The sequence below is a fragment of the Pedococcus sp. P2_E2 genome (genome assembly GCF_056403955.1).
This window is the reverse complement of sequence record NZ_JBFUEM010000007.1, coordinates 53559-79888: the sequence shown is the minus strand read 5'-3', so window position 1 is coordinate 79888 and position 26330 is coordinate 53559. Positions and strand designations below refer to the sequence as shown.

The window sequence follows — 26330 nt, the reverse complement described above, 5'->3', positions numbered from 1 at the left end:
GCGGCCACCCGGTGGGCGGCGTGGCTGACTGGACATATCGGGTGGGCGTCCTACTCTCGAAGCAGGCCGGTTCCCAACCCCGAGGGGGTGCGCCCATGCGCACAGCACTCGCCCACCTGCACGTCCCCCACCACGAGACCAAGTGGTGGCTCAGCCACAGCGCCGCTGCCATCGCCGTCGCAGTCCTGCTCGTCTACGCGGCTGCGGTCCTGCTCGTCATCGCCGGCGTGCTGCTCTTCACCTGACCTCACCAGCCTCGTTCGACCCACTCCTGCAGGTGGGGTAGCTCCCTGCCGATGACGGTCGAGTCCCCGTGCCCGGGAAGGACCACGGTGTCCTCGGGCAGGCTGAACAGCCTGCGCACCGACTCGATGATCGTGGCGAAGTCGCTGTAGTCGTGCCGCGTCGCGCCGGGCCCGCCCGGGAACAGGGTGTCGCCGGTGAAGACGACCCCGAGCGAGGGTGCGTGGAAGCAGCACGACCCGGGCGTGTGGCCCGGCGTGTGGAGGACGTGCAGCTCCACGTCGCCGACCGTCAGCGTCTGGCCGTCGGCCAGCTCGCGGTCCGGCGTCACCGGATAGAGCTCGTCCCACAGGAACCGGTCCCGTGGATGCAGGTATGCCGGGGCGCGGGTGCCGTCGCAGACCTCACCGACCGCATCGAGGTGGTCGAAGTGACCGTGGGTGACGAGGACGCCCTGGACCCGCTGCTCGCGCGGGATCGACTTCACGATGGCGCGGCCGTCGTGGCCGGCGTCGATGACCAGGCACTCCGAGTCGTCGCCGATGACCCACGTGTTGTTCTCGAGGGTGAGGGCGCCCTCGGGTCGGTCGAAGGTGCCTGCGGTGACGACGCGCTGGATGCGCACGCCGCCCGGGGAAGGTGCGATGTCCGGCATACCCTCATCCTCGCGCACCTCAGGTGTGGTCACCCGCGGAGGCCCGTCGCCCGGAGGCCTGGTCGCGGCGCAGCAGCCCCAGGGGCAGCACCAGCCAGTTCACGAGGAAGAGCAGGAGGATGGCCGTCGCGGCGGTGACCGCCCCGCCCGTGCCGGTGACGACGTCGAAGATGACGAAGGCCACGGTGCTGACCGCGAGGGCGAGGGCGACCAGGCCGATGCGCGCGCAGACGTGGGCGATGGCGACGAGGGTGGCCTTCTCACGTCTGCGGAACAACAGGCGGTGGGAGGCAACCGGAGCGACGAGGAACGCCGTGGCCACCACCGTGAGGCAGAACGCGACGAGGTAGACCGTCCGGTCGACGTCCTCGATCTCGGTGAACCGCTGCTGGAACGGCAGGGTCAGCAGGAAGCCCGCCAAGATCTGCACACCGGTCTGCACGACGCGCAGCTCCTGGAGCAGCTCGTCCCAGTTGCGGTCGAGCCTCTCCTCTGGGGTCTCGTGGCGCCCACGGTTGAGAGTGTCCTCGGTCATGGTCCACATGTACCTCACAGGTGCCGGTCCAAACCACCACCACAGCAAAGCTCGTCACCCGATCCGGCCCAGGACGGGTTTGGGGTGGCGGTCGGTGGGCACGAGGCTGAGCGTGGAAGTCGCCCGGTCGGAGTCCCCGACCGGCGCCCCGACGGATCAGGAGGTTGTCATGCCGCAACGCAAGCCAGGGCCGTCCGTGAAGGACCCGGAGATGTACGAAGCACTGCGCGACGACGGTGCCAGCAAGGAGAAGGCCGCCCGCATCTCCAACGCCGCTGCCAACTCGTCCCGCTCCGCGGTCGGGAAGAAGGGCGGGAAGAGTGGTGACTACGACGACTGGACCAAGGACCAGCTGATGAAGCGTGCGAGGGAGATCGGGATCGACGGTCGGTCCTCCATGTCGAAGGCCGAGCTGGTCAACGCCCTGCGCAGCCACTGAGTGACGGGAGTCCTGCACGGGGGATGATGGGAGCGTGAGGATGCGGATGGTCATCTCGGGGTGCCTGCTGCTGGCGGTCACGGGCTGCAGCGCGGCCGGGGACACCCCTGCGCTGGGCCCGACTTCGACCACCCCAGTGTCGACCACCCCAGTGTCGACCACCCCAGCGTCGACCACCCCAGCGTCGACCACCCCAGCGTCGTCGTCCTCAGCGTCGTCGGCCTCGTCCTCGCCGTCCTCTTTCACCGAGGACCTCACTGTCACCTCTCCCGCGGGCCGGGGGCGAGTGATCACGGTCGCCGGCACGGTGGTCGAGGGGGTGGGGGCCGGCTGCCTGCTGTTGGGCGAGGGCGAAGGCTTGTGGCTCCTGGTGGGTCACACGGCGGGGCTGGCGGCCGGTGACACGGTCACCCTGCGGGGCACCGCGGTGACCGGGATGGCGACCACCTGCCAACAGGGCCGGCCGCTCTGGGTGGACGAGGTGCTGGAGCGCTGACTTTCCGTGGGCCGGGTGCTCGGGCACGCGGCATACCGGCGAGAAAGCACTGGACCCCGCAGCCACGAGGGCTGCGGGGTCCAGTGGTGAGGTGGTTACGGCGTGACGGAGCCGACCACGACCGAGCCGGTGCCGAGCACCGCGCCCTGGTCGGAGAGGACGCGCATCTCACCGAAGAGCTGACGACCGGCAGCGGGTGCTGCGTTCGCCGTGAGCTGGCCCGAGACCGGCGCCGAGGCACCGGGGGCGAGGTCGAGGGCGGTCGCGGGGACCGTCAACGAACCCAGCGCCGGGCTGAAGAACACGTCGAGGTAGTCGTACTGGGTGCTGCCGCTCGGTACGGCGTAACCGTCGACCCGCACGGTGTAGGTGGCCGCCACCGGGTTGGTGATGGTCACCGACTCCTCGGAGTCGCCGTCGGCCTGCTGGGCGACGATCGCGCCGCCGCGCAGGACGAACAGGTCGAGGTCGGCGCCCTGGTCGGACGGCCGCCCGATCGTTGCCGTGAGGCGAGTGGCGCCCGCGGGCACGACGACCTGGAACTCCTTCACCTCGTGGTTGGCGATCGTGTTGCGGCCGGAGACCGCGCTGCCGAGGACCCCACCCTGAGGCGTGGCACTGACCTGGCCGAACTGGTTCGTCACCGTCCACGACACGGGAGCCGGCTGGCCCGCCGTCACCGAGGCGAGGGTCTGGGACGCCGGGTCGACGACCACACCCTGGACCGCGGCGGCGATGGTGAACGGGTTGGCGAGGGTCGGCGTGGTGCGCCGGGCCTCGACCTCCAGCTCCCAGATGCCGGGAAGCGGGTTGGCATAGCTCCGTGAGGTGCTGTTGCACGACGGGTCGCTGAAGTTGGTGAAGCACACCAGCGACGACGTCGACTCGACCGGAACGCCATACGGGTTGAAGGCGATCCAGCGAACCTGGCCACCTGCCTGCACACCGCTCAGGTTGACCTGCAGGGCCTTGGCGCCCTGCGGGACCGTCACGAAGACCTTCTTGGTGAGGTTGCGCTCGACGGAGTCGGACGTGGACTTCGCGTAGGACGGTGCCGCCAGGTCCTGCGAGAGGACCACGGTGAGCAGCACGCGCTGGTCGACGACCTTGGTCGCCGGGTCGTCGATCTCCAGGATCGCCGAGTGCGTACCCGGGGTGCTCGTGCGGGCCTTCACCGGGATGTCGACCGACTCACCCTTGGGCATCGGACGGCTGGTGGTCGGCAGCGAGAACGTGCCGTCGTTGCCGACGAGGCGCAGGTTGTGCGCCACCCGGCCACCGGTTCCGCTCGTGCGCGTCGCCTTGACGATGTAGGTCTTGGTCTCGCCGGATACCTGGCCGCCGTGCGCTGCGTCGCAGCGGTTGAAGACACCCGGACCCTCGTTGGGCGTCGCGAGGAGGTCCGAGAGCGGGGTGCAGACCGGGGCCGTCGTCGTGATGTCCTGCGCGGACGGCTTGGTCTTGAGCAGCTCCCAGGCTCCGGGGATGTCCACCAGACCGGCGCCCTGCCCGATGGCCTCGACGTTCGTGGCGTAGTCGGCCGAGCTGTAGAGCGAGTCGCGCAGCTGTCGGGTGGTCACGTCCACACCAGTGGCCTTGGCAGCCGACAGGAGCAGTGCCACGCCGCCGGCAGTCTGCGGCGAAGCCATCGACGTGCCGTTGAAGTGCGCGTAGCCCGGAGGCAGCGAGTAGCCGGTCTCGGGGACGGCGCCACCAGGCTGCCAGGTCGGGATCGAGGAGACCGCCGACCCGGGGGCCATGACGTTGGGCTTGAAGCCACCATCCTCACGAGGGCCGCGCGAGGAGTAGTTGTGCAGTGCCAAGGCCGACGAGACCTCCGCGCCGTAGTTGGACAGCCAGGTCTCCTTCGTCACCGAGGAGGCGACGCTGATGACCTTCGTGGCGACCGACGGGTCACCGATCGAGTTGATGCCGGGGCCGCTGTTGCCGGCCGAGATGACCAGCTGGACGCCGCCGTCGATGATGGCGTCGTAGAGCCGGGCCCGGGCGTTGTTGCCGTCGTTGAGGGCAGGCAGGCCACCGATCGACATGTTGATCACGTCGACGCCGCGCTTCTCGGCGAGGTCGACCATGCCGTCGGTCAGCGCGACGGCGGTGCAGCCACCGCCCCACGAGCAGGCGCGGGTCGAGACGATCTTGGCGCCGGGCGCCTGACCGTCCATCGCTCCGCCGAAAAGGCTGTGCCCGGCTGCGATGCCGGCGACGTGGGTGCCGTGGGCGGCCTCCACGACGCCGATGTTGACGAAGTCGGCCTTCTGGCCGGGCAGGCCCGCGGGGGCAAGGTCGACGTCCTCGCGGTACTCGACGGTGAAGGGCATCGACTCGGCGATCGCCGTGGCCGGGTTGTCCGTGCCGAAGTGGCCGACGTCGAAGTGCTCCTTGTAGGGCCGCATCTTCTCGGCGGCGGAGAACGTCTGGTCCTGGTTGGCGTCGACCCAGATGTCGTGGGTGGTCTCGTTGTACAGGATGCCCCAGCGGTCGGTCTTGTCACCGTCGCGGTTGAAGTCACCGGCCGCCTCGTCGTTGGCCGAGATGCTCTCCGCCACGCGCTGGAACTTGTAGGTGCCCTCGGGCGAGGTCCACGTGCCGGCGACGCCGGCCACGGTGAAGCTGGGACCGGTCACGCTCGTGAGCATGGCGCGCCAGGACCCGTCGCTCTCGATCAGCGGGTCGGTGCCCGTCACCCAGTCGACGATCTTGCGCTCGCCGGTGCTGGTGGTCTGCAGGGCCGGGTGGTCCAGGTCGACGCCCGAGTCGATGACACCGATCGTGATGCCCCGCCCGTCCCACGTGGTGTGGGCGTTCTTGAAGGCGATCGAGCCGATGTCGCGGGTCGGCATGTAGGGGTTGTCGTTCGGCGTGCCCGCACCAGGTGCCGGCTGCGGCGCGGCCAGGGCTGCCCCGGCGGGCTGCTCCGCCTCGGGCTTGGGGAGCGGGATCGACTCGTTGAGGTCGACCGCGAGGACGGACGAGGACTTGGCCAGCGCGTCGACCTTGCCGGTCGGCACGCTGGCGCTCACGTAGCCGTACTTGTCGCTGACCTTGGCGACCCAGCCGCCGGCGGCCTTGATGCTCTTGGCGGTTGCGGTGGCCTGCCCCTTGCCGGTGGCGACCATGATGGTCACCCGCGGGGTGCCCTTGTCCTGGGCCCGGGTGAGCAGCTCGCGGTCGTGCTGACCGAGCTTGTCGTTCGCCTTCGGCTTCTTGATCTTGCCCTGGGCCGTTTGGGCCGTGGGGGTCTTGTCATTTCCGGCTACGCGGTCTCCGGGGTCTGCGCCCGCCATGGGGGCGGTTGCTGCTGCGACAAGTCCTGCCGCAGCGATCCCAGCGATCGTCGTGATGCCGCGGCGCGTGATGCGTCCGGTCACGGTGGTGTCCCTTCAGTCATCCTGCAGGTCCTCCTGAGCTGCAGGCGTCGCACCCGGGTTGGCCGGGGGCGAACCGAGTCAGTGTGACCCGAGTTGTGGCCGGCGATATGGGTGGTATGGGTAAATTCTTGGTCAGTAACTGCTGGTCAGCGCCCCGCGCCGACGTGCGTTGCCAGGTGTGACGGTGTGGCGCGCAGCCCCTATCGTCGAGTTGTGTCGACGCGGCGCCAGCGCGGTCAACGCCCCGAGCAGGGGTGGACCGTGGTGGTGGCACTGGTGGCGGTCACGCCACATCTGATGGCCCTCGCTGACGTTCAGGGCTGGGTGGCCACCGCGCTGAGTATCCCCGTCCTCCTGCTCGTGCTCGTGGCCTTCCTGGGTGTCGTCGCGTACGGCATCAGTGGAGGCGGATGACGACGGCGTCGGCCCAGCCGCAGGGGCCCACCACTCCCGGTGCACTGTCCCCCCGCTGCATCTTCCGCCTGGCGTCGAAGGGTCGTAGGTTGCAAATCGTGCGCGACAACGAGGTCGTGACACACGAAGGGAGTTACCCATGCGTAGAGGACGCCTACTCGCCACGGCTACCGCCGGGGCGATGGTTGCGGCCGGAATCACCGGTGCAGTGACCACAGCCTCGGCAGCGACGACGGCGGTCACCGCCGCCGGTGCTGCGGCAAACTACGTGGTCCTGCTCGACGCGGGTGCGTCGACGTCAGCCGTCGCCGCCCAGCTCAGCGCCGCCGGAGCCACCGTCACCCGGGCCAACACCGCGATCGGCCTGATCAGCGTGACGTCACGCGACAGTGCATTCCGCGCCTCCGCCGGCGCCATCTCCGGGGTCAAGGGGGTCGCGTCCGACGTGTCCATCGGCTCCACTCCGCAGGGCGCCGTGTCCAAGGACGCCGTGGAGCGCGAGCACCTCGCCGCCGCCTCGACCACGAAGGGCTCCGGGCAGGCCAAGCACGAGGCGCGCAAGTCCGGCGAGGACCCCCTCGACAACCAGTTGTGGGGCATGGACATGCTGAACCGCTCCGCGGCCCACGCCATCGAGAGCGGCGACAAGCGCGTCACCGTCGGCATCATCGACACCGGTGTGGACGGCAACCACCCGGACCTCAAGGCCAACTTCGACTTCGCCAAGTCGCGGAACTTCACCACGGACATCGTCGGCATCGACGGTCCCTGTGAGTACGCGGGCTGTGTCGACCCTGCTGATGTGGACGACAACGGGCACGGCACGCACGTCGCCGGCACCATCGGCGCGGCCCTCAACGGCCTCGGCGTGAGTGGTGTGGCCCCCGGCGTCACCCTGGTCAACGTCCGCGGCGGCCAGGACAGCGGCTACTTCTTCCTCGGCCCGGTGACCAGTGCGCTCACCTACTCCGGCGACACCGGCATCGACGTCGTCAACATGTCCTTCTACGTCGACCCGTGGCTCTACAACTGCGCCAACGGTGCGCCGCAGGACTCAGCTCCGGCGGTGGCCGACCAGCAGGTCATCATCGAGGGTATGACGCGTGCGCTCAACTACGCGTACGCCCACGGAGTGACGCAGGTCGCGGCCCTGGGCAACGACCACGACAACATCTCGAGCCCGCGGCACGACTTCTCCAGCCCGGACTACGACAACCCGGCCCTCTCCTGGGACAACACGCCCTACGAGCGGACCATCGACAACGCCACCTGCAAGGACCTGCCGGTCGAGGGGCCGCACGTCATCGGCGTCTCCGCACTCGGCCCGTCGGGCAAGAAGTCGGACTACTCCAACTGGGCCACCGACCTCACGTCCGGTGAGCTCGAGGTGTCTGCTCCGGGCGGATGGTTCCGTGACGGCTTCGGCACCCCGACCTACCGCACCAACGGCAACCTGATCCTCTCCACGGCTCCGCTGCACGTGCTCCAGGCCGAGGGTCTGGTCGACGCCGACGGGACCATCAACGAGGACGGCCTGGCAGCGGGCGTCCAGCGTGACTGCGTGACCAAGGGCGCCAACACCGCCTGCGGCTACTACCAGTTCCTGCAGGGCACCTCGATGGCGTCACCGCACGCCGCCGGCGTCGCCGCCCTCGCGGTCAGCGCCCACGGCACCGTGGACGGCAACCGCGGCATGACCATGTCGCCTGACGCAGTGGCCTCGCTCATGATGGCCACCGCCACCAACCACGCCTGCCCGCCGGGCGGCGTGCAGTCCTACCTGCAGGAGGGCCGCTCGGCCGCATACACCGCCACCTGCAACGGCACCGACGACTTCAACGCCTTCTACGGCGCGGGGATCGTCAACGCCCTGGGAGTGGTGCAGTAGCAACGGAGTTCGTCCAACGCGGAAGGCCCCGGCCCAATGGCCGGGGCCTTCTGCGTTCTCTGGGTCAGGACAAGTCACGTCAAGCCGCCAACTCACCTGGGCCGGTATCGGAGGGCGACGGCCCCCGACCGGAACTCACGGCGATCCACGAGCTCGAGCTGGATGCGTTCGCGCAGACCGGCGAGCAACGTCGGCCCGTGTCCGGCAAGGACCGGCTGCACCACGAACACGTACTCGTCGATCAGTCCCAGATCTGCCAACGCCAGGGGAAGGGTCACGCCACCCACGAACAGGCCCTCACCCGGCTCCTGCTTGAGCCGCTGAACAGCCGCCCCCAGGTCGCCTCGCACCAGCTCCGCATTCCAGTCGACCCTGCTCAGCGTGCTCGACACCACGTACTTCTTGGTCCGGTCGATGGCCTCGGCGAACGGGATCTGCACCTCGTCCATCCACTCGGGCCACCCGCCCGTGGCCGGCTGCCGCCACGCCGACTCCATCATCTCGTAGGTCACCCGGCCAAAGAGCAGGGCATCGGCTCGTTGTATCTCAGCGGTCCAGTAGCGCATCGACTCCTCGTCGGGTGGGAGCCCTGCCTCGTGGTGGCAGCAGCCGTCGAGGGTGACGTTGATCGAGTAGCGAAGTGGTCTCATCTCGTTGACCTCCCTTGATGCGCGCAGCGCGTTGTCACCGGCGGTCGCAGCCGATGAGAAGTCTCGCAGCCACCTCGGCCTCCGAGGTGGCGGACTTCGAGATCCGTGGAAGCCAGTTGGTCACTCAGGCACGCACTCAGGCACGACAAAGGCCCTCGTCGCGGTGCTGACGGAGGGCCTCTGACCTGCGGTTTTGTTGGTCGGGGTGACAGGATTTGAACCTGCGGCCTCTTCGTCCCGAACGAAGCGCGCTACCAAGCTGCGCCACACCCCGTGGCAATCGCCACCCACGCCAGTTCGACGGGAGCAGCGACAGTGAAGGATAGCCCACCACACCCGGCCGCTCCCAATCGGTATGCCGGCGGCCCGGGGCCTGCTCAGGAGCCGACGGGCACCAGGGTCAGCAGACTGGCTTCCGGGCGGCAGGCGAACCGCACGGGTGCGTAGGGCGAGGTGCCCAGCCCGGCCGACACGTGCAGCCACGCGGCGTCCGCCGGGGCCGCCGAGGAGGGCGCCGAACCTGCCCCAGGCCACCACCGCGAGACCCCCTTGGCGCGGTCGGTCGGCAGGTCGCAGTTGGTCACGAGCGCACCGTGGAACGGCAGCGCGAGCTGCCCACCGTGGGTGTGCCCCGCGATCAGCAGCCGCGCACCGTCGGCCGCCATCGGGTCCAGGACCCGCTGGTACGGCGCGTGCGTGACCCCGATGGTCAGCGCAGCCGAGGTGGATGCGGGTCCGGCGACCGCGGCATACCTGTCCTTGCGGATGTGGGCGTCGTCCGTGCCGACCAGCTCGACCTCGGTGCCCGCCACCGTGAGCGTCGTCCGCACGTTGTCGAGGTCCACCCAGCCACCGTCGCGCAGGCCCGCGCGCAGGTCCTCGATGGGCAGGTGCACCAGGCTGGCCGGCGCCTCCGCGTGGCGCCGCGTGAGGTAGCGAGCGGGATTCTTGGGGACGGGCGCGTAGTAGTCGTTCGAGCCCATGACGAAGACGCCGGGGAACGCGAACAACGGCTCCATCGCGTGCAGCGCCCCCGGAACTGCGTCGAGCGCCGCGAGGTTGTCACCGGAGTTGACGACCAGATCGGGTGACAGCGTCGCGAGCCCACGCACCCACTCGATGCGACGGCGCTGCCGGGGCACGAGGTGCAGGTCGGAGATCTGGAGGATCCGCAGGGGACGAGCGCCCGGAGCCAGGACCGGCACGGTGAACCGGCGCAGCGCGAACCAGTTCCGCTCCACCACGCTCGCATAGCCGACACCGGCCACGCCGAGCGCGGCGACGCCGGCTGCTGCCCCCAGGATCGTGTTCATCGCCGCCATCCTTGCAAACGCCCTGCTCGCACACGAAATGCGTGCAGGCTCCCTGCCTTCACGACGAAACCCCGTAGGTCGGACCACCACCCGCCTGAGAGACTGGCTGCATGACCGAGCAGAGCCTCAAGGCCACCATCCAGAGCGACCTCACCGACGCGATCCGTCAGCGCGACCAGGTGCGTTCGGGCACCCTGCGCCTGGCGCTGACCGCGATCACCAACGAAGAGGTCTCCGGCACCGAAGCCCGTGAGCTCAGCGACGACGAGGTCCTCAAGGTCCTCGCCAAGGAGGCCAAGAAGCGCAAGGAGGCCGCGACTGCCTACGCCGGCGCGGCCCGTCCCGAGCTCGCGGCCAAGGAGGAGGCCGAGCTCCTCGTGCTCGAGGCCTACCTGCCCGCCCAGCTCTCCGACGAGGAGCTCACGACCATCGTCGCCGCTGCCATCGAGCAGACCGGCGCGACCGGTATGCCGCAGCTCGGCCAGGTCATGAAGGTCGCCCAGGGCGTCGTGGCAGGGCGCGCCGACGGCGGCCGCGTGGCCGCTGCCGTCAAGGCCTCACTCACCAAAGCCTGAGGTATGCCGCGGGGCGGGCTCCGCGGCATACCGAACGAACGGGGCCCCTCACCGCTGTGGTGAGGGGCCCCGTTGCTCACTGAGGTGGCGGCGTCTGGCCCGGCCCGGGGCCGGGCTTCCTGGGCTTGGTCGGCTTCGGGTCCGGGGTCTTCGTCGGCTTCGGTATCGGGGCGAAACCGGAGGAGACGTAGAGGCCGACCGTCGACCCGCGGATGGCTGTGCCGCTCGGGTCGGTGTAGACCACCACGCCCTGCGGGAGTCCGCTGTTGGTCAGGCCGGCGATCTGGGCAAGGAAGCCGGCTTCCCTGAGCCGCGCGCTGGCCTCGGCGACCGACATGCCGCTCACGACCGGCACCGCGATGCGATCGCCGTTGAGCACCTTGGTGCTGGGTTCGCCGAACTGGCGCTCGGGCATCCCCTCGGAGGCTCCCAGCATGATCGCCCGCCACGTCGGGGCCGACAGCGTGCCACCGAAGATGTCGCCGTAGCTGCGGTCGCCGAGCGTCAGGTTGCGCAGGCTGGACTGGCTGTCGGGGGTGCCGATCCAGACCGCCGTCGAGAGCTGGGCGGTGTAGCCGATGAACCAGCCCTCGGCGTTGTCCTCCGTGGTTCCGGTCTTGCCCGCGGCGGGCCGGCTGCCGAGGGACGCGCCCTTACCGGTGCCGTCCTTGATGACGCCCTTGAGGAGCTCGGTCGTGCCGCGGGCAATGTCCTTGTCGATGACCTGCTTGCACGGATTGGCACCGATCTTGAGCGGCTTCTTGTCCGCGGTGGTGATCGACAGGATGGGGTTCGGCGGGCAGTACTTGCCGTCCGCGGCGAGCGTCGCGTAGGACGCGGCCAGGGTCAGCGGGGTCGCGTCGGACGAGCCGAGCGTCACGGGGGAGGGGTAGCACTCGATCTGTGCGCCACTGCCCTGGTGCAGCCCCATCGTCGTCATCGTCTTGCGGACGTTCGGCACACCCAGCTTGAGCACCAGTGAGGCGAACGCCGTGTTGACGGACTTCGCGGTGGCGGTTTTGAAGGGGATCGGCTTGCCGCCGATCGACTCGTCGTTGCGGACCTCCCACGGGACCTGGGAGCCACACGACCCTTGCTCCTGGGGGGTGTAGACGGCCGGCCGCTTGGTGTTGGCGTACTTGGACGGGACGGTGCCGTTGACCGACATGCCCTTCTGCAACGCCGTGACGATCGCGTACATCTTGGCGGTGGAGCCGAAGTGCTGGCCGACCGTGCCGCCGTACTTGCGGTCCACGTTGAAGTTCACCTGGTTGTAGGAGACGCTGGTGTCCTTGCTGGACCTGGGGAAGCTGGTGTTCTGGACCATGGCCACGATCCGGCCGGTCCCCGGTGCCACGACGCTGGCCGCGGCGCCCACGAACTGCGTCTTGCCACTCTTGGACTTGTCGCCCTTGGCCCGCCGGAGCGCCTTGTTGCCGACCGGCACGCGCTTGGTCAGCTCCTTGAGCGCCATCTTCTGCACGACCGGGTCGAGGGTGGTCTGGATGGTGAGGCCACCGCCGGTGATGTTCTTGATCCGCTCCGGCTCCGACTTGCCGAGGGCGTCCAGGGCGTGGTTGCTGGTGTCCTTGAGGTAGGCCATGACGTAGTTGCAGAAGTACGGCTCGGACGACGCGGCGCAGTTGCTCAGCGGGTTCTTCAGCTTGAGCATCTTGCGGACCGGGATGGCCTTGGCGGCCTTGAGCTCCTTGTCCGTGATGATGTTGAGGGCGCGCATCCGGTCCAGGACGACGTCGCGGCGGGCCTGGGCCTTCTCGGGGTTGTTGCGGGGGTCGGTCTTGCCCGGGTTCTGGACGAGGCCGGCCAGCAGGGCTGCCTGGGGGAGGTTGAGCTTCTTGGCACTGACGCTGAAGTAGTGCTGGGCTGCGGCTTCGATGCCGTACGCCAGGTCCCCGTAGTAGGCCAGGTTGAGGTAGCCCTGCAGGATCTGGTCCTTGGTCATCTCCTTCTCCAGGGTGACCGCGTACTTGATCTCCTGCACCTTGCGAGAGGCGCTCTTGCGCACCGCCGCCTGGGCGGCTTCCTCGTCGTTGTTGCGCAGGGCGTTCTCCTGCAGCGTGAGCTTGACGTACTGCTGGGTCAGCGTCGAGGCACCCTGGACGTCACCGCCCTGGGCGTTGGACGCCACCGCGCGGAGGATGCCGCGGGGATCGACGCCACCGTGCTCGTAGAAGCGGCTGTCCTCGATCGCGATCTGCGCCTTCTGCATGATCGGCGCGACGTCCTTGAGGTTGACGATGATCCGGTTCTCCTGCTGGGGAGTCGCCAGGATCCCGCCGCGCGCGTCCTTGATCGTGGACTGCTGCGACAGCTGGGTGGCGGTGAACTCCCCCGGGAGGTCGTCGAACATCTTCACTCCACCGGTGGCCGTGCGGCCCGTGGCGAAGGCTGCGGGGATCAGCAGACCGGCCGCCAAGATGCCCGCAACCATCGCCGTGGCGACGAAGGCTCCGAGCAGGCTGACAACTTTTCCGAGGTCGGTGGCGCGTTCGTGCATGGCCACAGGGTAACTGCCGAACATGGGGTAACCCGGCTCCGGACGACGAGCGCTTCGATTTGCTCCCACTCGTGACGTTTGCCGTGTTTGGCCATCACCCCTCCGTGCAGGGAAGGCATGGTTCGAAATGACTAGTCCCTTTGGCCATCGCAGAACTACACGAATGGGCCATGTCATGAAGGTGCCTTTACTTCCTATCGTTTTCAAACGTCGATACGGACATAAGACGCACTGTGAAGCGTCTGAATCAGCAGTATCTGGAGGCACTGAGATGACCATCGCACCAGCGCGACCGGGCGGACAGGCTGTCGGCACGGCATGGATGGATGACTGGGCGCCCATGGGCTCCTGCTCCAAGTCCGACCCTGATGCCTTGTTCGTCCAGGGGGCCGCGCAGCAGACCGCCAAGGTCGTCTGCCAGCGGTGTCCGGTCATCGCCGAGTGCCTCGCGGACGCCCTCGACAACCGCACCGAGTTCGGCGTCTGGGGCGGGATGACCGAGCGCGAGCGTCGGGCGCTGCTCAAGCGCCGACCCAACATCTCTTCCTGGGCTGCACTGTTCGCCCAGGCCCGCAGCCAGACCCCGGCCGAGGCCGAGAGCGCCTGACTCCCTCACAGCCCGACAAAGTCCCTGGCCATCCCCCCGGTTCCAGGGACTTTGTCGTGTCTGGGGTGTGCGGGTCAGGGGTGTGCGCGACTGGGGTGTGCGGGTCAGGGCGTTCGGGTCAGGGCAGCGGCGATCTCGCGCAGGCCGTCGAGGTCGTGGATGTCCTGCGCGGACGCCGGGACCTCGACGACCGGTATGCCGGGGTGTCCAGCCGTGAACCGGGCGGCCAGCCGCTCCTGTCGCGCCGCCGTCTCGGCCAGGGACGCGTGCAGGCGGAGCAGGCCCTCGGCCGTCGCCGCCGTGGGGGAGGGGTCGTCGGCATCGGCGAGCTGCTCCGCGGCCGCCAGGGCTCGTGAGGCCGTCAGGGTGGGTGCGGCCACGCGCTGGATCCGGTTCACGACGAGCCCGGCGAGCGGCATACCCTCCTCGTCGAGGCGGCCGGCGAAGAAGGAGGCCTCGCGCAGCGCGTCGCGCTCGGGGGCGGCGACCACGACGAACGCGGTCTCCGAGTTCTTGAGCAGCGCATAGGTCTGGTCGGCTCGCTCGCGGAACCCACCGAACATCGTGTCGAGGGCCGCGACGAAGGTCTGCACGTCCTGGAGCAGCTGGCCGCCGAGCACTTTTGACAAGGTGTTGGTCACGACGTTGACCCCGACGCTGAAGACCTTGAAACCCGCGCGCCCACCCGCCTTGGCAGGGGCGGAGAGGAGCCGGATGAAGCGGCCGTCCAGGAACGAGCCGAGCCGCTTGGGTGCGTCGAGGAAGTCCAGCGCCGACCGCGACGGGGGCGTGTCCACGATGATGAGGTCCCAGCGGCCGTCGCGGCCCGCCTCGGCTCGCAGCTGTCCCAGCTTCTCCATCGCCATGTACTCCTGCGTGCCCGCGAACGAGCTGGAGACCGCCTGGTAGAAGGGGTTCGCGAGGATCTGGGCGGCCTTGTCAGGGGTGGCGTGCTGCTCGACCACCTCGTCGAAGGTGCGCTTCATGTCGAGCATCATCGCGTCGAGCGATCCGCCGGGCTCCGGGTCGCCGGGACCGCCGTTCATCCGCACCCCCGCCACCGGACGAGGCGTGTTGTCGAGCTCGGTCAGGCCCAGCGACTGGGCGAGCCGACGAGCCGGGTCGATGGTGAGGACGACGACCTTGCGGCCGTGCTCCGCCGCCCACAGCCCCAGCGCGGCCGCGGTCGTGGTCTTGCCGACGCCACCCGCTCCACAGCAGACGACGATCCTCGTCCGAGGGTCGGTCAGGAGAGCGGCCAGGTCGAGCGTGGCCGCTCTGCCCGGGGTGGGCGTGCCCCGGGTGGGCGTGGTCCGGGTGGGCGTGCGCGAGGCCATCAGACCATCCCCTGCTCGTCCAGCGACTGCGCCAGCACCGTGATGCCACCGGCCTCGGTGCCCTCCGCCAGGAAGGGGAGCCGGATCGTGAGCCGGCCTTCTTCCTCGAGGATCGCGTCCTGCTCGCGCTCGAGGGCGATCCGGTCGGCATGGTTGGCGCCGTCGGCGAGCAGGCCCGCGACCATGCCGTTCGTGACGCGGACGCCGACGCCCGCCAGGTCTGCGGCCACCCCTTCGACCAGCTTGGCGGTCCGCCGGCCGCGCACCGCCTTGAAGGCCTTGTCGGTCAGCAGCGGGTCGCGCAGCTGGTTGACGACGATGGCACCCAGCGGGAGGTCGGTGCGGCGCAGCTCGGCCAGGGCGTCGACGGTCTCCTGCACGGGCATCTCCTCGAGCAGTGTGACCACGTGGACCGCGGTGGTGTGGCTGCGGAGCATCCGGGTGATCGAGTCTGCCTGCGAGCGGATCGGACCCACCTTGGCGACGTCGGCGACCTCGGCGTTGACGTTGAGGAACCGCACCACGCGCCCGGTCGGCGGGGCGTCGAGCACCACGGCGTCGTAGGCGGGAGCCGTCGGACCCTTCCCGCTGCGGCGCCCCGCGGCCTCGTAGACCTTGCCGATGAGCAGGACGTCACGGACCCCGGGTGCGATCGTCGTGGCGAAGTCGACCGCGCCGAACCGGTCGAGCACGGTCATCGCCTTGCCGACCTTGTAGAACTTCTGGAGGTACTCCCGCAGCGAGGCCTTCGCGTCGATCGAGATCGCCCACAGCTGTCCGCCGCTGCGGTCGGTCAGGATGCGCGTCTCGGTGTGCCCCAGGGGCGCCACGTCGAACGTCTGCGAGATCCCCTGGCGTTYCTCGACCTCGGCCAGCAGGACCCGCTTGCCCTGCCGGGTGAGGGCCAGCGCGAGCGCGGCAGCCACCGTGGTCTTCCCCGTGCCGCCCTTGCCGGTGACCACGTGGAGCCGGACCTTGGACAGGTCGTGGGTGGTCTCGGGCATGTCGCCAGCCTAGGAGGCGAGCAGGTCGACCGCTGCGAGGACCTGCGCGAACGCCGGGTGCTCCGGGTCGATCAGCCCGTAGTGCCCGCCACTGTTCACCGGCGTGAGGCGCACGTTCGGCGCGTGGTGGGCCGCGGCATACCGCTCGCTCTGGTCGAAGGGCACCACGTCGTCGTCGCGCGCATGCACCAACAGCGCAGGTATGCCGGGTGCGAGCCTGACGGGGTCGGCCGCGGCGTAGGCATCCGGGGCGTCCGTGGGGTATCCACCGAGGAAGTCGGTGATGGCGGTGTCGCCCACGCCGGTCTCGGCGCCGTGGCCGAGGTCGAGGACGCCCGCGAGGCTCACGATGCCGCGCAGGCCGTGGGCCCACGGCTGGGCGGCGGCCCAGGCGACGAGCTGGCCACCCGCGGAGTGGCCGACCAGCACCGGCGGGTGGCCCAGGTCGGGGTCGCGGCGCACGGCGGTGATGGCGGCGGCGACGTCGTCAGCGGTGCCCGGCCACCCGCCACCGGGCATGCCCGGCCGGCGGTACTCGACGACGGCTGTCGCGTAGCCCGCATCCGCGAACGCCTGGGCCTGCCGACCGGCATGGGTGCGGTCGTACTCGGGACGCCAGAACCCGCCGTGCACGACGACCACCGTGAGGCCGCGGGTGACCCGGTCGGGCAGGCGCACGTCGTACACCTGCGCGGGATCGTCGCCGTAGGCTGTCGTGCGCGTGGGGGGCGCGGCCACCTCGTCGAGCACCTGGCTGGGGTCGCGGTGGGTGGCCATGGGGCCATCCTCGTGCACTCCTGCCCGTCGGCGCCCGGTCATCACGGGGATAGGCTGCGGGACATGCAGAAATGGGAGTACGCGACGGTGCCGCTCATCGTCCACGCCACCAAGCAGATCCTCGACCAGTGGGGTGAGGACGGCTGGGAGCTCGTCCAGGTCCTCACCGGTCCCGACGGCAACGGCCTGGTCGCCTACCTGAAGCGGGAGAGAGCCTGATGAGTGCAGTTGAAGATCGTCTGGCCGAGCTCGGCCTGACCGTTCCCGACGTCGCCAAGCCGGTGGCCGCCTACGTCCCCGCGATCCAGGACGGGCGCCGGATCTACACCTCCGGGCAGCTGCCCATGGTCTCCGGTGCCATCGTGCAGACCGGCAAGGTCGGCGAGGGCCACGGCCTCGTGCCGCCGGAGGACGCGAAGAAGCTGGCGGAGATCTGTGCGCTCAACGCCATCGCCGCGGTCAAGAGCATCGTGGGCGACCTCGACAAGGTGGCCCAGGTGGTCAAGCTGGTCGGGTTCGTCGCCTCCGACCCGTCCTTCACCGGTCAGCCCGGCGTCATCAACGGCGCCAGCGAGCTGATGGGCAAGGCCTTCGGCGACGCGGGCATCCACGCCCGGTCGGCCGTCGGGGTCGCCGTGCTCCCCCTGGACGCCCCCGTCGAGGTCGAGATCGTCGTCGCCCTCGCCGACGAGTAGTCCCGGGTGGTCCGGCGCTTGGTCAGGCGCGAGTTCCCGATCGCCGACTCACCATCGCTCCGGGCCAGGGCGGACTCCTGGCTGAGTGCGCCCTCGCCCGACGGCCCGGTGGTGCCCAAGCGGGCCGCCACGGTCATGTTCGTGCGCGACTGGGCCTCCGACGGTGACTCGGGGGTCGAGGTCTTCATGCTGCGCCGGGTCGCGACGATGGAGTTCGCCCCGCGGATGATGGTGTTCCCCGGTGGCGGGGTCGACCCGCGCGACGCCGACCCCGGTCTGCCGTGGGCCGGACCGACGCCGGCCGAGTGGGCGGCGCGGCTCGACGTGGACGAGGCGACGGCTCGGGTGCTCGTGGCGGCTGCGGTCCGCGAGGTCTTCGAGGAGTGCGGGGTCCTGCTGGCCGGTCCGACGCCCGACCGGGTGATCGCCGACGTCAGCGGGGCGCACTGGCACGAGCAGCGCCGACGCCTGCTCCAGCGCGAGGCCTCGCTGTCCGAGGTGCTGCGCGAGCACGACCTGCTGCTGCGGTCCGACCTGCTCGGCTACCGCGCCCACTGGGTCACCCCCGAGTTCGAGGTGCGGCGCTATGACACCCGGTTTTTCAGCGCGGCCGTCCCGCAGGGCCAGCGTGCCGACGACGACACCACGGAGGCGGACGTCGCAGACTGGGTCCGCCCTGCGGACCTCTTGCGAGCCTGGCAGGACGGCGCCGCCCTGATGCTGCCGCCCACCGTCGTGGCCGTCGAAGAGGTCGCCGCCGCGACGTCGGCCGCGGAGTTCATCGCCGAACGTCCCGTGATCGCCCCCGTGCAGCCCGAGCTGGTCGACACCGGCGACGGCCTGGTGATGCGGGCGGAACTCCCGCGATGAGCCTGGCGCAGCCGCCTGCTCCGTCGGCGGCGTTCGGCGACTGGCACGGCGGTCAGGTCACCGAACGTGCCCTGTGTGTCCTGTGCCCGAACCCCAGCCCGATGACCCTCGACGGGACCAACACCTGGGTGCTGCTCGAGCCCGGTGCCACCGATGCGGTCGTCATCGACCCCGGCCCGCTCGACGAGGGCCACCTGCAGGCGGTCGTCGAGGCCGTGTCGGCCCGCGGGGCCCGGGTCGCCCAGACGATCCTCACGCACGGTCACGCCGACCACGCCGAAGGTGCGGGCCGCTTCGCAGAGCTCACTGGTGCCCCGACCCGGGCGGTCGGGCGCGGGCACGACGACCTCGCCGACGGTGACCTCGTCACGGCCGGCGGCCTCGAGCTGCGGGTCGTCGCGACCCCCGGTCACACCTCCGACTCGTTGTCCTTCGCCCTGGCAGCCGACCATGCGCTGCTCACCGGCGACACCGTCCTGGGCCGCGGCACCACGGTGGTGGCGCACCCCGATGGTGAGCTGGCGGCATACCTCGCGTCGTTGGAGCGCATCGCCCGCCTGACCGGCGACGGGGAGGTCACCGCGATCCTCCCCGGGCACGGGCCGGTCGTGCCGGACGCCGCGGCGATGGTCGCGTTCTACCGCACCCACCGCGCCGAACGGCTGGAGCAGGTGCGGCAGGCGCTGGCTGACGGAGCGGCGGAGGCGCCGGACGTGGTCCAGGCCGTGGTCGAGCGGGTGTATGCCGACGTGCCCCGGGAGGTCTGGCCRGCAGCGGCTCAGAGCGTGGCAGCCCAGTTGGACTACCTGCGCTGAGTCACCGGGCGCTCGGAGTCAGCGGGCGCGACGCTGGAGGCGCTCGACGTCGAGCAGCAGCACTGCGCGGGCCTCGAGGCGCAGCCACCCGCGGGTCGCGAAGTCGGCGAGGGCCTTGTTGACGGTCTCGCGGGAGGCGCCGACCAGCTGGGCCAGCTCCTCCTGGGTGAGGTCGTGGGCGACCAGCACCCCTTCCTCGACGGGACGGCCGAAGCGGGCCGACAGGTCGAGCAGCGCCTTGGCGACCCGGCCGGGCACGTCGGTGAAGACCAGGTCCGCGAGGTTCTCGTTGGTGCGCCGCAGTCGCTTCGCCAGGGCCGCGAGTAGGACCTTCGCCACGCTGGGGCGGCCCTCGAGCAGGCCGTTGAGGTCGTCGTTGCCGATGCCGAGCAGCTGGGTCTCGGCCACCGCGGTCGCCGTCATGGTGCGCGGGCCCGGGTCGAACAGGCTCAGCTCGCCGAACATCTCGCCGGGCCCGAGGATGGCCACGAGGTTCTCGCGGCCGTCGGCGCTGCGGCGACCGAGCTTGACCTTGCCCTCACGGATGACGTAGAGCCGGTCGCCCTGGTCGCCTTCGTGGAACAGCACGTCGCCGCGCTCGAGACGGGTCTGCGTCATCGAGGCCATCAGCGTCGAGGACGCCTCGTCGTCCAGCGCAGCGAACAGAGGGGCCTTCTTCACCACGTCGTGATCCACGGGCGACAGTGTGCCACGTCGGATGTCCGCGCCGCCCCGTAGTCTGTGGAGGTGTCTGGATCCCCTGTGCCGGCCGCCCGTGAAGAGTCCCCCGTCGCCCTCACCAGGCGTGCCCGGCGGATGTACCGGGCGCTCCACGAGCACTACCCGTACGCCCACTGCGAGCTCGACTTCGAGAACCCCCTCCAGCTCCTGGTGGCGACCGTGCTGTCCGCCCAGACGACCGACGTCATGGTCAACAAGGTCACGCCCCAGCTGTTCGCGCGCTACCCCGACGCGGCCGCGCTCGCCGGTGCCGACCGCGAGGAGATGGAGACGCTGCTCAAGCCGACCGGCTTCTTCCGCGCCAAGACCAGCTCGGTGATGAAGCTCGGCGCCGAGCTCGTCGAGCGCTTCGACGGCGAGGTCCCCCCGCGCATGAAGGACCTCGTCACGCTGCCCGGCGTGGGGCGCAAGACGGCCAACGTCGTGCTGGGCAACGCCTTCGGCATCCCGGGCATCACCGTGGACACCCACTTCGGGCGGCTGGTCCGCCGGTTCGGCTGGACCGCCGAGGACGACCCGGTCAAGGTCGAGCACGCCGTCGGGGCGCTGATCCCGCGCAAGGAGTGGACGATGCTGTCGCACGTCCTCATCTTCCACGGCCGGCGCACCTGCCACGCCAAGAAGCCCGCCTGTGGAGCCTGTCCCGTCGCGCGGCTGTGCCCGTCGTACGGCATCGGCGAGACCGACCCCGTCAAGGCCGACAAGCTGCTCAAGTTCGAGCTCGCCCCGGGCGCGACCAATCCGTATGCCGCGGCGGCACCCGCCCCCGGTGCCGCGCCGCCGCAGCCACGCGGCATACCCGCGGCGGAGGTCTCCGCCTCGTGACCACGGCACGACCCGCTTGGCTGGACCGTGCCCGCGACGCGATCGCGGCCGCCGACGAGGGGTACTTCGAGACGTTCGCGCCGCCGCCCGAGGGCGGGCAGCGCTCCAGCGTCATGATCCTGTTCGGCCCCTCCGACGACGGCCAGGGCGAGGACGTCGTGCTGACCGAGCGCGCCCACACCCTGCGCACCCAGCCCGGCGACATCTCCTTCCCCGGTGGCAAGCGCGAGCCCTCGGACGCCTCGGCCGCCGCGGCCGCCCTGCGCGAGACGCAGGAGGAGGTGGGCATCGACCCGGGGACGATCGACGTGGTGGCGACCCTTCCTGACATCTACCTCAGCCCACGCCGGTTCGTCGTCACGCCCGTGTTGGGGTGGTGGCGCGAGGCCGGGCCGCTCGATGCCGTCGACCCGGTCGAGGTGCACCGGGCCGTGCGGGCGCCCCTGGCCGACCTGCTCGACCCGGCAGCCCGGTTCACCGTGTCCCACCCGAGTGGCTACCGAGGGCCGGGTTTCGAGTTCGACGGCCTCTTCGTGTGGGGATTCACCGCGGGGCTGTTGTCCGCTGTGCTCGATTTCGGAGGTTTGACCGTTCCGTGGGACCGTAGCGTTGAGCGTCCACTCCCCGACCGCTCCCGGCCGGGTGGGGCACAGGACGCCTTGACCAAGACCGCGACGGAAGGCCGAGCCTGATGTTCCTCGGACTGACCGTCCTGGACTACCTCCTGATCCTGCTCTTCATCAGCTACGGCCTCACCGGTTTCCGACAGGGTCTGGTGGTCAGCGTGCTGTCCCTCGCCGGCTTCTTCCTCGGCGGTGCACTCGCCATGTGGCTGCTGCCATTGGCGATCGGCCACTGGACCGAGCTCGAGTCGTCACCGTTGCTGCGTTCGGTCGTCCTCATCGCCGGCGTGTTCATCCTCGCCTCGAGCGGGCAGGCGGTGGCCGTGGCGATCGGCGGATCGCTTCGGTCGCGGCTCAAGATCAAGCCGGCCCAGTGGTTCGACGCGACGTTCGGAGCGGTGGCCGTCGTGCTGTCCGCAGCGATCCTCGTGTGGTTCATCGCCGGCGCCCTGCGCGGTGGCGCCCCGGCACCCATCGCCAAGGCGATCGGTGAGTCCCGGGTGCTGCGCACCATCGACAACGTGGTGCCCCCCGGCACGTCGAGGCTCTTCGCATCGTTCCGTGAGGTGCTCGACCGCGAGGGATTCCCGCGGGTGTTCGACGGGCTCGAGACTGAGCGGATCGCGCCGGTCGCGCCCCCGGACCCGTCCGTGGCGCAGACCGCCGGAGTTCGTGACGCCGCGGCCTCAGTCATCAAGATCACCGGAGTCGCGGCGGCCTGCAACCGCGGTCAGGAGGGCAGCGGCTGGGTCGTCGCCCGCGAGCGGGTGGTGACCAACGCCCACGTCGTGGCCGGCATGGAGAGCGCCACGCTGCGCATCCACGGCACCGGCCGGTCCTACACCGGCAAGGTCGTCGTCTTCGACGCCAAACGCGACCTCGCCGTGCTCTCGGTGCCCGGCCTTCCCGCTGAGCCGCTGCGCCAGGGCCCGGACCTCTCCCGCGGCGACAGCGGTGTGGTGGCCGGCTTCCCGCTGGACGGGCCCTACCGGCTCGACGCGGCCCGTGTCCGCGAGGTCGTCGACGCGCGGGGTTCGGACATCTACGGCAGCCCGGGGACCAGTCGTGAGGTCTACTCGCTCTTCGCCCAGATCCAGCCCGGCAACTCCGGGGGTCCGCTGTTGTCCTCGGACGGCCGGGTCGTCGGCGTGGTCTTCGCCAAGTCCCTGGACGACTCCAGGACGGGTTATGCCCTGACCATGGACGAGGCCCGTCCGGTCCTCGATGCAGCGTCAGGCGCCGCCTCGCCGGTCGACACCGGCGCCTGCGTCGCCGGCTGACCCACGCGGCATACCCCGCTGCTCCCGCGCGGCAGCGGGTCAGCGGGTCAGCGGAGGGTGGCGAGCCAGGCGCAGAGGTGGTCGTTGACGACCGCCGGAGCCTCTTCGGGCAGGAAGTGGCCGGCTCCGGGCACCAGGTGTCGTTGGAACGGACCCGTGACGTAGTCCGCCGAGTCGCTGGACGTGTCGGGCAGCACGGCCCGGTCGTGCTCGCCGTGGAGCTGGAGCACGGGGAGCGTGATGGTCGTGCGCATCCTCGCGGCGAACCGCCAGCCGTCGGGGCGGATCTGGCTGCGGACGACCCAGCGGTAGTACTCCGCCGCCGAGTGCGCCACGAACGGCAGGGCCATCGCGTCGGCGTAGGTCCGCGCCTCCTCGGGCGAGGGCCAGATGCCTTCGGGTGAGGCCCACTCGCGCAGCAGCCGCTGGACGTAGCCGCCGTGCACCGTCATCTGGCGCTCCGGCACGAACGGCCGCTGCAGGCCGCCGAGGTAGGCGTTGGCCTTGAGCTGGCGGGGGTTCGCGAAGGACGCCCTGCGGAACACCAGCGGGTGCGGCATCGACAGCGACGCGATGGCGCGGGTGACGGTCGGCTGCAGGGTCGGCATGCTCCAGGCGATCCAGCCGCCCCACCCGTGACCGACGACGACCGCGCGCGAGGCCCCGAGAGAGCGCAGCACCGAGGCGACGTCGGTGGCCGACGTGCGCGTGTCATAGCCGCGCGGTGGCTTGTCGGACGCGCCGTAGCCGCGCAGGTCCATCGCGCACGCCCGGTAGCCGGCGTCGGCGAGCGCCTGCATCTGGTGCCGCCAGGCCCACCAGAACTGCGGGAACCCGTGCAGCAGCAGGACGACCGGCCCCTCACCCTGCTCGGCGACATGGAAGCGGGCACCGTTCGCTGCGACGAACCGGTGCTCCCACGGGCCCTCGATGAGGGCCATCGAGGCATCGAGACTCATGACTGGGTATGCCGTTCGGCTGGTGACGGGGGCGGGTCGCGTGTCGTGCTGGCCGGGTCGAAAAGGGGGGCGTTGGCCGGGTCAGGACCCGGACTTGACGGCGGTGACGGTGTCCTGGGCGTTCTTGATGGCGCGCTCGGGCTTGCCCTTGATCTTCTTCACGCTGTTGCGGCCGACGATCGCCAGGACCGCCGCGACGAGGAAGAGCAGCCCGGTGGTGATGAGGTAGCCGGCCCACTCGGGGAGCCAGATGTCGATCACGGCGACGACGGTGTGGAACAGGAAGATCAGGCCGAGCAGGGCGACGAAGCCCGCCGCGGCGAACATCCCCGCACCGGCGGCGGCCTTCTTCAGGTCGGCCGCGATCTCGGCCTTGGCCAGCGCGATCTCGCTGCGGACGATCGTCGAGACGTCGTGGGTCGCATCGGCGACGAGCTGTCCGATGGTCCGTTCGGCGCCTGAGCCGGTGCCCGCCTGGGTGCCCGTCTGGTCGTTCACGCGGTTGGTGGCCATGCGCGTTCACCTGCGCTTCCTGAAGTCCGGTGGTGCGGCGTCCCAACCCTAACGGCGTCGTCCGGGCTCCACATCCGAGACCTCGAAGCAGTCCGGCACCCCGTCCCCGTCGTCGTCGCGGGACTCGAGCTCGGCCAGGCGCCCGTAGACGCGGTTCCGGGCACGCAGCACGACGGTCGCCAGGACCGCCGCCATGGCCGACCCGACCAGGACGGCGAGCTTCACGTGCTCGTCACGGGGGCTGCCCGTCCCGAACGCCAGCTCGCCCACGAGCAGCGAGACAGTGAAGCCGATCCCGGCCAGGAGGGACAGCCCCAAGACGTCCCACCACGCGAGGTCGTCGTCGAGCTCGGCCCTGGTGAACCGGGCGAACGCCCACGTGCCACCGAAGACACCGACCAGCTTGCCGAGGACGAGCCCGAGCACCACCGCGAGGGCCGCCTCGTCCCCGAGGCTGTCGCCGAAGCCACCCCCCACCACCCGCACGCCGGCCGCGAAGAACGCGAAGACCGGCACGGCCACCCCGGCCGACAGGGGTCGCAACCGGTGCTCGAACCGCTCGGCCACGTCGACGTCGGCGTCCAGGGGGCGGACCCGCGGCACCCGGGACACCCGCGAGGCCCGACCCCGGGGCTTCACCGGCACGACGAGCCCCAGCAGCACCCCGGCGACGGTGGCGTGGATGCCGGAGGCGTGCACGAGCCCCCACGTCAGGGCCGCCAGCGGGAGCAGCAGCCACCAGTGCGCCACCCGTCGTTGCACCAGTGCAGCGAACAGCGCGAGCGGCACCAGCGCGAGCGCGAGCTCGGCCAGGTCGAGGCTCCGGGTGTAGAAGATCGCGATGATCGTGATCGCCACGAGGTCGTCGACGACGGCGAGGGTCAGCAGGAAGCTCCGCAGGGCCGATGGCAGGTGCGTCCCGATCACCGCCAGCACGGCGAGCGCGAAGGCGATGTCAGTCGCCGTCGGGACCGCCCAACCGCGCAACGCCCCGCCACCCGCCCCACCAACGGCCGCACCACCGGCACCAGCGCCGGCACCGAGGAGGGTGACCGTCACGGCATACACGATCGCGGGAAGCGCGACCCCGCACAGGGCGGCGGCCACGGGCAGCGCGGCCCTTGCGGGGGTGCGCAGCTCGCCCACGAGGAACTCGCGCTTCAGCTCGAGGCCGGCGACGAAGAAGAACAGCGCAAGGAGTCCGTCGGCGGCCCACTGCCCCAGGGTGAGTTGCAGGTGCCACGCCTGGGGGCCTGCCTGCCAGTCGCGCAGCGAGGCGTAGGTCTCGAACCAGGGCGAGTTGGCCCAGGCCAGTGCGGCGATCGCCGCGGACAGCAGGAGGGCGCCGCCGACGGTCTCGGTGCGCAGGGCGCCGCTGACGCGCTGCGCCTCCTGCCACGTCGTGCGGGCGAAGAGCCGTGGGCGCAGGGGGTTGAGGCTCACACCGGGCCTTTCGGGGTCGACGTCGGGTCAGACGTCCGCAGACGCCGCCGACCAGGCTTCCCGGCACACCAGTTGTTCCTGCTGCTCATCCTACGTGCGAGCCGTGGCGAGCAGCTCGGCGAACATCGTGGCGAGCTCCAGCTGGTCGGCCTCGCCGGCGAGCACCTCACCCTCTTGGGTGAGGGTCTTCCCGAACGCCAGACCGGGGCCGTCGACGACCGTCATCTTGACGCGCTCGAGCGTCTGGCGCAGGGCCGACTTCGCATAGCTCGCGCCGTGCCAGCCGTAGCCGACGCAGCCCACGGGCAGGCCCTCCCACTCGGCGTAGAGGAAGTCGATCGCGTTCTTGAGCGCCGCGTTGTAGCCGCGGTTGTACTCCGGCATCACCAGCACGAGCGCGTCCGTGGCCTGCATCGCGGCCGACCACTTCCGCGTGTGCTCGTGGGCGTAGTTGCCGTCCGCGGGCTGGCCGGGCTCGTCGAGGAACGGCAGCGCCAGCTCGCGCAGGTCGTGGACGGTGACCTCGGAGCCCGCCGGGACTGCGTCGAGCACCCACTGCGCGACGAGGTGACCGATCCGGTGCGGGCGGGTGCTGGCGATGACGACGGAGACGCGCGTGGAGGCCATGGGCGAAAGCCTAGGTGCGGTCCGCTCGGTCCCGGGGCGGCCTTGTCTGGAGAGATTCATCGCTCTAGAGTTCCGTTGAACAGAAATTGAAGTCCGTAT

28 protein-coding genes and 1 tRNA gene are annotated in these 26330 nt (G+C 70.4%); 14 read left to right on the top strand and 15 right to left on the bottom strand.

Annotation, left to right across the window (positions count from 1 at the left end; genetic code table 11):
- The first annotated feature begins 95 nt into the window (after positions 1-95).
- Positions 96-245, top strand: coding sequence for a hypothetical protein (locus tag AC1DWR_RS15830; protein WP_477614548.1), 150 nt, complete (start codon positions 96-98; stop codon positions 243-245).
- Between the two features lie 2 nt (positions 246-247).
- Here the strand turns inward: AC1DWR_RS15830 and AC1DWR_RS15825 are convergent, their stop codons facing one another.
- Together AC1DWR_RS15825 and AC1DWR_RS15820 are read right to left on the bottom strand one after the other, a co-directional pair.
- A complete protein-coding gene (locus tag AC1DWR_RS15825) occupies positions 248-898 on the bottom strand; it encodes an MBL fold metallo-hydrolase (protein ID WP_477614549.1) in 651 nt (216 codons plus the stop codon).
- Between the two features lie 19 nt (positions 899-917).
- A complete protein-coding gene (locus AC1DWR_RS15820; protein ID WP_477614550.1) occupies positions 918-1433 on the bottom strand; it encodes a DUF6328 family protein in 516 nt (171 codons plus the stop codon).
- A gap of 169 nt (positions 1434-1602) precedes the next feature.
- Here AC1DWR_RS15820 and AC1DWR_RS15815 point away from each other — a divergent pair, with 169 nt between their 5' ends.
- Positions 1603-1872 (top strand): DUF7218 family protein, encoded by a 270-nt coding sequence (locus AC1DWR_RS15815; protein ID WP_477614551.1) that lies wholly within the window; start codon positions 1603-1605, stop codon positions 1870-1872.
- Between the two features lie 34 nt (positions 1873-1906).
- A complete protein-coding gene (locus tag AC1DWR_RS15810) occupies positions 1907-2368 on the top strand; it encodes a hypothetical protein (protein WP_477614552.1) in 462 nt (153 codons plus the stop codon).
- Between the two features lie 95 nt (positions 2369-2463).
- Here the strand turns inward: AC1DWR_RS15810 and AC1DWR_RS15805 are convergent, their stop codons facing one another.
- Positions 2464-5757, bottom strand: coding sequence for a S8 family serine peptidase (locus AC1DWR_RS15805; RefSeq protein WP_477614553.1), 3294 nt, complete (start codon positions 5755-5757; stop codon positions 2464-2466).
- Positions 5758-5970: 213 nt separating this feature from the next.
- On the opposite strand from AC1DWR_RS15805, the gene AC1DWR_RS15800 reads away from it, so the two are divergent.
- A complete protein-coding gene (locus AC1DWR_RS15800) occupies positions 5971-6171 on the top strand; it encodes a hypothetical protein (RefSeq protein WP_477614554.1) in 201 nt (66 codons plus the stop codon).
- A gap of 139 nt (positions 6172-6310) precedes the next feature.
- The gene (locus tag AC1DWR_RS15795; RefSeq protein ID WP_477614555.1) at positions 6311-8059 is read left to right on the top strand and encodes a S8 family serine peptidase; all 1749 of its coding nucleotides are present in this window, start codon (positions 6311-6313) and stop codon (positions 8057-8059) included.
- Between the two features lie 92 nt (positions 8060-8151).
- Here the strand turns inward: AC1DWR_RS15795 and AC1DWR_RS15790 are convergent, their stop codons facing one another.
- The 3 genes from AC1DWR_RS15790 to AC1DWR_RS15780 all read right to left on the bottom strand — a co-directional run bounded on the left by AC1DWR_RS15790 (position 8152) and on the right by AC1DWR_RS15780 (position 10022).
- Complete coding sequence (locus tag AC1DWR_RS15790) at positions 8152-8709, bottom strand: dihydrofolate reductase family protein (RefSeq protein WP_477614556.1); 558 nt, start codon at positions 8707-8709, stop codon at positions 8152-8154.
- A gap of 197 nt (positions 8710-8906) precedes the next feature.
- Positions 8907-8983 (bottom strand) — tRNA-Pro (locus AC1DWR_RS15785).
- A gap of 103 nt (positions 8984-9086) precedes the next feature.
- Positions 9087-10022, bottom strand: coding sequence for a metallophosphoesterase (locus AC1DWR_RS15780; protein WP_477614557.1), 936 nt, complete (start codon positions 10020-10022; stop codon positions 9087-9089).
- A gap of 110 nt (positions 10023-10132) precedes the next feature.
- On the opposite strand from AC1DWR_RS15780, the gene AC1DWR_RS15775 reads away from it, so the two are divergent.
- On the top strand, positions 10133-10597 hold the full coding sequence (locus AC1DWR_RS15775; RefSeq protein WP_477614558.1) for a GatB/YqeY domain-containing protein: 465 nt from the start codon (positions 10133-10135) through the stop codon (positions 10595-10597).
- Between the two features lie 76 nt (positions 10598-10673).
- Here AC1DWR_RS15775 and AC1DWR_RS15770 read toward each other — a convergent pair whose 3' ends face one another.
- Entirely contained in the window at positions 10674-13115 is a 2442-nt protein-coding gene (locus tag AC1DWR_RS15770) for a transglycosylase domain-containing protein (protein ID WP_477614559.1), read from the bottom strand.
- Positions 13116-13386: 271 nt separating this feature from the next.
- Between AC1DWR_RS15770 and AC1DWR_RS15765 the strand changes: the two genes are divergently transcribed.
- Positions 13387-13722 carry a WhiB family transcriptional regulator gene (locus AC1DWR_RS15765; RefSeq protein ID WP_477614560.1) on the top strand — a complete coding sequence of 112 codons (336 nt, stop codon included), beginning with the start codon at positions 13387-13389 and terminating at the stop codon, positions 13720-13722.
- 104 nt (positions 13723-13826) lie between these two features.
- Here AC1DWR_RS15765 and bagB read toward each other — a convergent pair whose 3' ends face one another.
- Genes bagB through AC1DWR_RS15750 form a run of 3 tightly spaced genes read right to left on the bottom strand, consistent with a single transcriptional unit; the run spans position 13827 to position 16840 of the window.
- Positions 13827-15059, bottom strand: a complete 1233-nt coding sequence (gene bagB / locus AC1DWR_RS15760; RefSeq protein WP_477614561.1) for an ATPase BagB — start codon at positions 15057-15059, stop codon at positions 13827-13829.
- Positions 15059-16063, bottom strand: coding sequence for an ATPase BagA (gene bagA / locus AC1DWR_RS15755; RefSeq protein ID WP_477624746.1), 1005 nt, complete (start codon positions 16061-16063; stop codon positions 15059-15061). The genes bagB and bagA overlap by 1 nt, the downstream gene beginning before the upstream one ends.
- A gap of 9 nt (positions 16064-16072) precedes the next feature.
- Positions 16073-16840 (bottom strand): alpha/beta hydrolase family protein, encoded by a 768-nt coding sequence (locus tag AC1DWR_RS15750; RefSeq protein ID WP_477614563.1) that lies wholly within the window; start codon positions 16838-16840, stop codon positions 16073-16075.
- 63 nt (positions 16841-16903) lie between these two features.
- Here AC1DWR_RS15750 and AC1DWR_RS15745 point away from each other — a divergent pair, with 63 nt between their 5' ends.
- Genes AC1DWR_RS15745 through AC1DWR_RS15730 form a run of 4 tightly spaced genes read left to right on the top strand, consistent with a single transcriptional unit; the run spans position 16904 to position 19220 of the window.
- On the top strand, positions 16904-17059 hold the full coding sequence (locus AC1DWR_RS15745) for a DUF4177 domain-containing protein (protein ID WP_477614564.1): 156 nt from the start codon (positions 16904-16906) through the stop codon (positions 17057-17059).
- Positions 17059-17535 carry a RidA family protein gene (locus tag AC1DWR_RS15740; RefSeq protein WP_477614565.1) on the top strand — a complete coding sequence of 159 codons (477 nt, stop codon included), beginning with the start codon at positions 17059-17061 and terminating at the stop codon, positions 17533-17535. Before AC1DWR_RS15745 ends, AC1DWR_RS15740 begins: the two co-directional genes overlap by 1 nt.
- Before the next feature lie 6 nt (positions 17536-17541).
- The gene (locus AC1DWR_RS15735) at positions 17542-18405 is read left to right on the top strand and encodes an NUDIX hydrolase (RefSeq protein ID WP_477614566.1); all 864 of its coding nucleotides are present in this window, start codon (positions 17542-17544) and stop codon (positions 18403-18405) included.
- On the top strand, positions 18402-19220 hold the full coding sequence (locus AC1DWR_RS15730; protein WP_477614567.1) for an MBL fold metallo-hydrolase: 819 nt from the start codon (positions 18402-18404) through the stop codon (positions 19218-19220). The genes AC1DWR_RS15735 and AC1DWR_RS15730 overlap by 4 nt, the downstream gene beginning before the upstream one ends.
- An 18-nt stretch (positions 19221-19238) precedes the next feature.
- Here AC1DWR_RS15730 and AC1DWR_RS15725 read toward each other — a convergent pair whose 3' ends face one another.
- Entirely contained in the window at positions 19239-19916 is a 678-nt protein-coding gene (locus AC1DWR_RS15725) for a Crp/Fnr family transcriptional regulator (RefSeq protein WP_477614568.1), read from the bottom strand.
- Positions 19917-20036: 120 nt separating this feature from the next.
- On the opposite strand from AC1DWR_RS15725, the gene nth reads away from it, so the two are divergent.
- From nth to AC1DWR_RS15710, 3 genes are read left to right on the top strand one after another with little or no spacing between them, the layout of a single operon-like run.
- Complete coding sequence (nth, locus tag AC1DWR_RS15720) at positions 20037-20786, top strand: endonuclease III (protein ID WP_477614627.1); 750 nt, start codon at positions 20037-20039, stop codon at positions 20784-20786.
- Positions 20783-21478, top strand: a complete 696-nt coding sequence (locus AC1DWR_RS15715; protein ID WP_477614569.1) for an NUDIX hydrolase — start codon at positions 20783-20785, stop codon at positions 21476-21478. The genes nth and AC1DWR_RS15715 overlap by 4 nt, the downstream gene beginning before the upstream one ends.
- Positions 21478-22689 (top strand): MarP family serine protease, encoded by a 1212-nt coding sequence (locus AC1DWR_RS15710; RefSeq protein ID WP_477614570.1) that lies wholly within the window; start codon positions 21478-21480, stop codon positions 22687-22689. The genes AC1DWR_RS15715 and AC1DWR_RS15710 overlap by 1 nt, the downstream gene beginning before the upstream one ends.
- Positions 22690-22736: 47 nt before the next feature.
- Here AC1DWR_RS15710 and AC1DWR_RS15705 read toward each other — a convergent pair whose 3' ends face one another.
- The 4 genes from AC1DWR_RS15705 to AC1DWR_RS15690 all read right to left on the bottom strand — a co-directional run bounded on the left by AC1DWR_RS15705 (position 22737) and on the right by AC1DWR_RS15690 (position 26231).
- Positions 22737-23648, bottom strand: coding sequence for an alpha/beta fold hydrolase (locus tag AC1DWR_RS15705; protein WP_477614571.1), 912 nt, complete (start codon positions 23646-23648; stop codon positions 22737-22739).
- Positions 23649-23729: 81 nt separating this feature from the next.
- Positions 23730-24161, bottom strand: a complete 432-nt coding sequence (locus AC1DWR_RS15700) for a phage holin family protein (protein WP_477614572.1) — start codon at positions 24159-24161, stop codon at positions 23730-23732.
- Positions 24162-24209: 48 nt separating this feature from the next.
- On the bottom strand, positions 24210-25604 hold the full coding sequence (nhaA, locus tag AC1DWR_RS15695; RefSeq protein ID WP_477614573.1) for a Na+/H+ antiporter NhaA: 1395 nt from the start codon (positions 25602-25604) through the stop codon (positions 24210-24212).
- 90 nt (positions 25605-25694) lie between these two features.
- On the bottom strand, positions 25695-26231 hold the full coding sequence (locus tag AC1DWR_RS15690; RefSeq protein ID WP_477614574.1) for an NADPH-dependent FMN reductase: 537 nt from the start codon (positions 26229-26231) through the stop codon (positions 25695-25697).
- Positions 26232-26330: the final 99 nt, after the last annotated feature.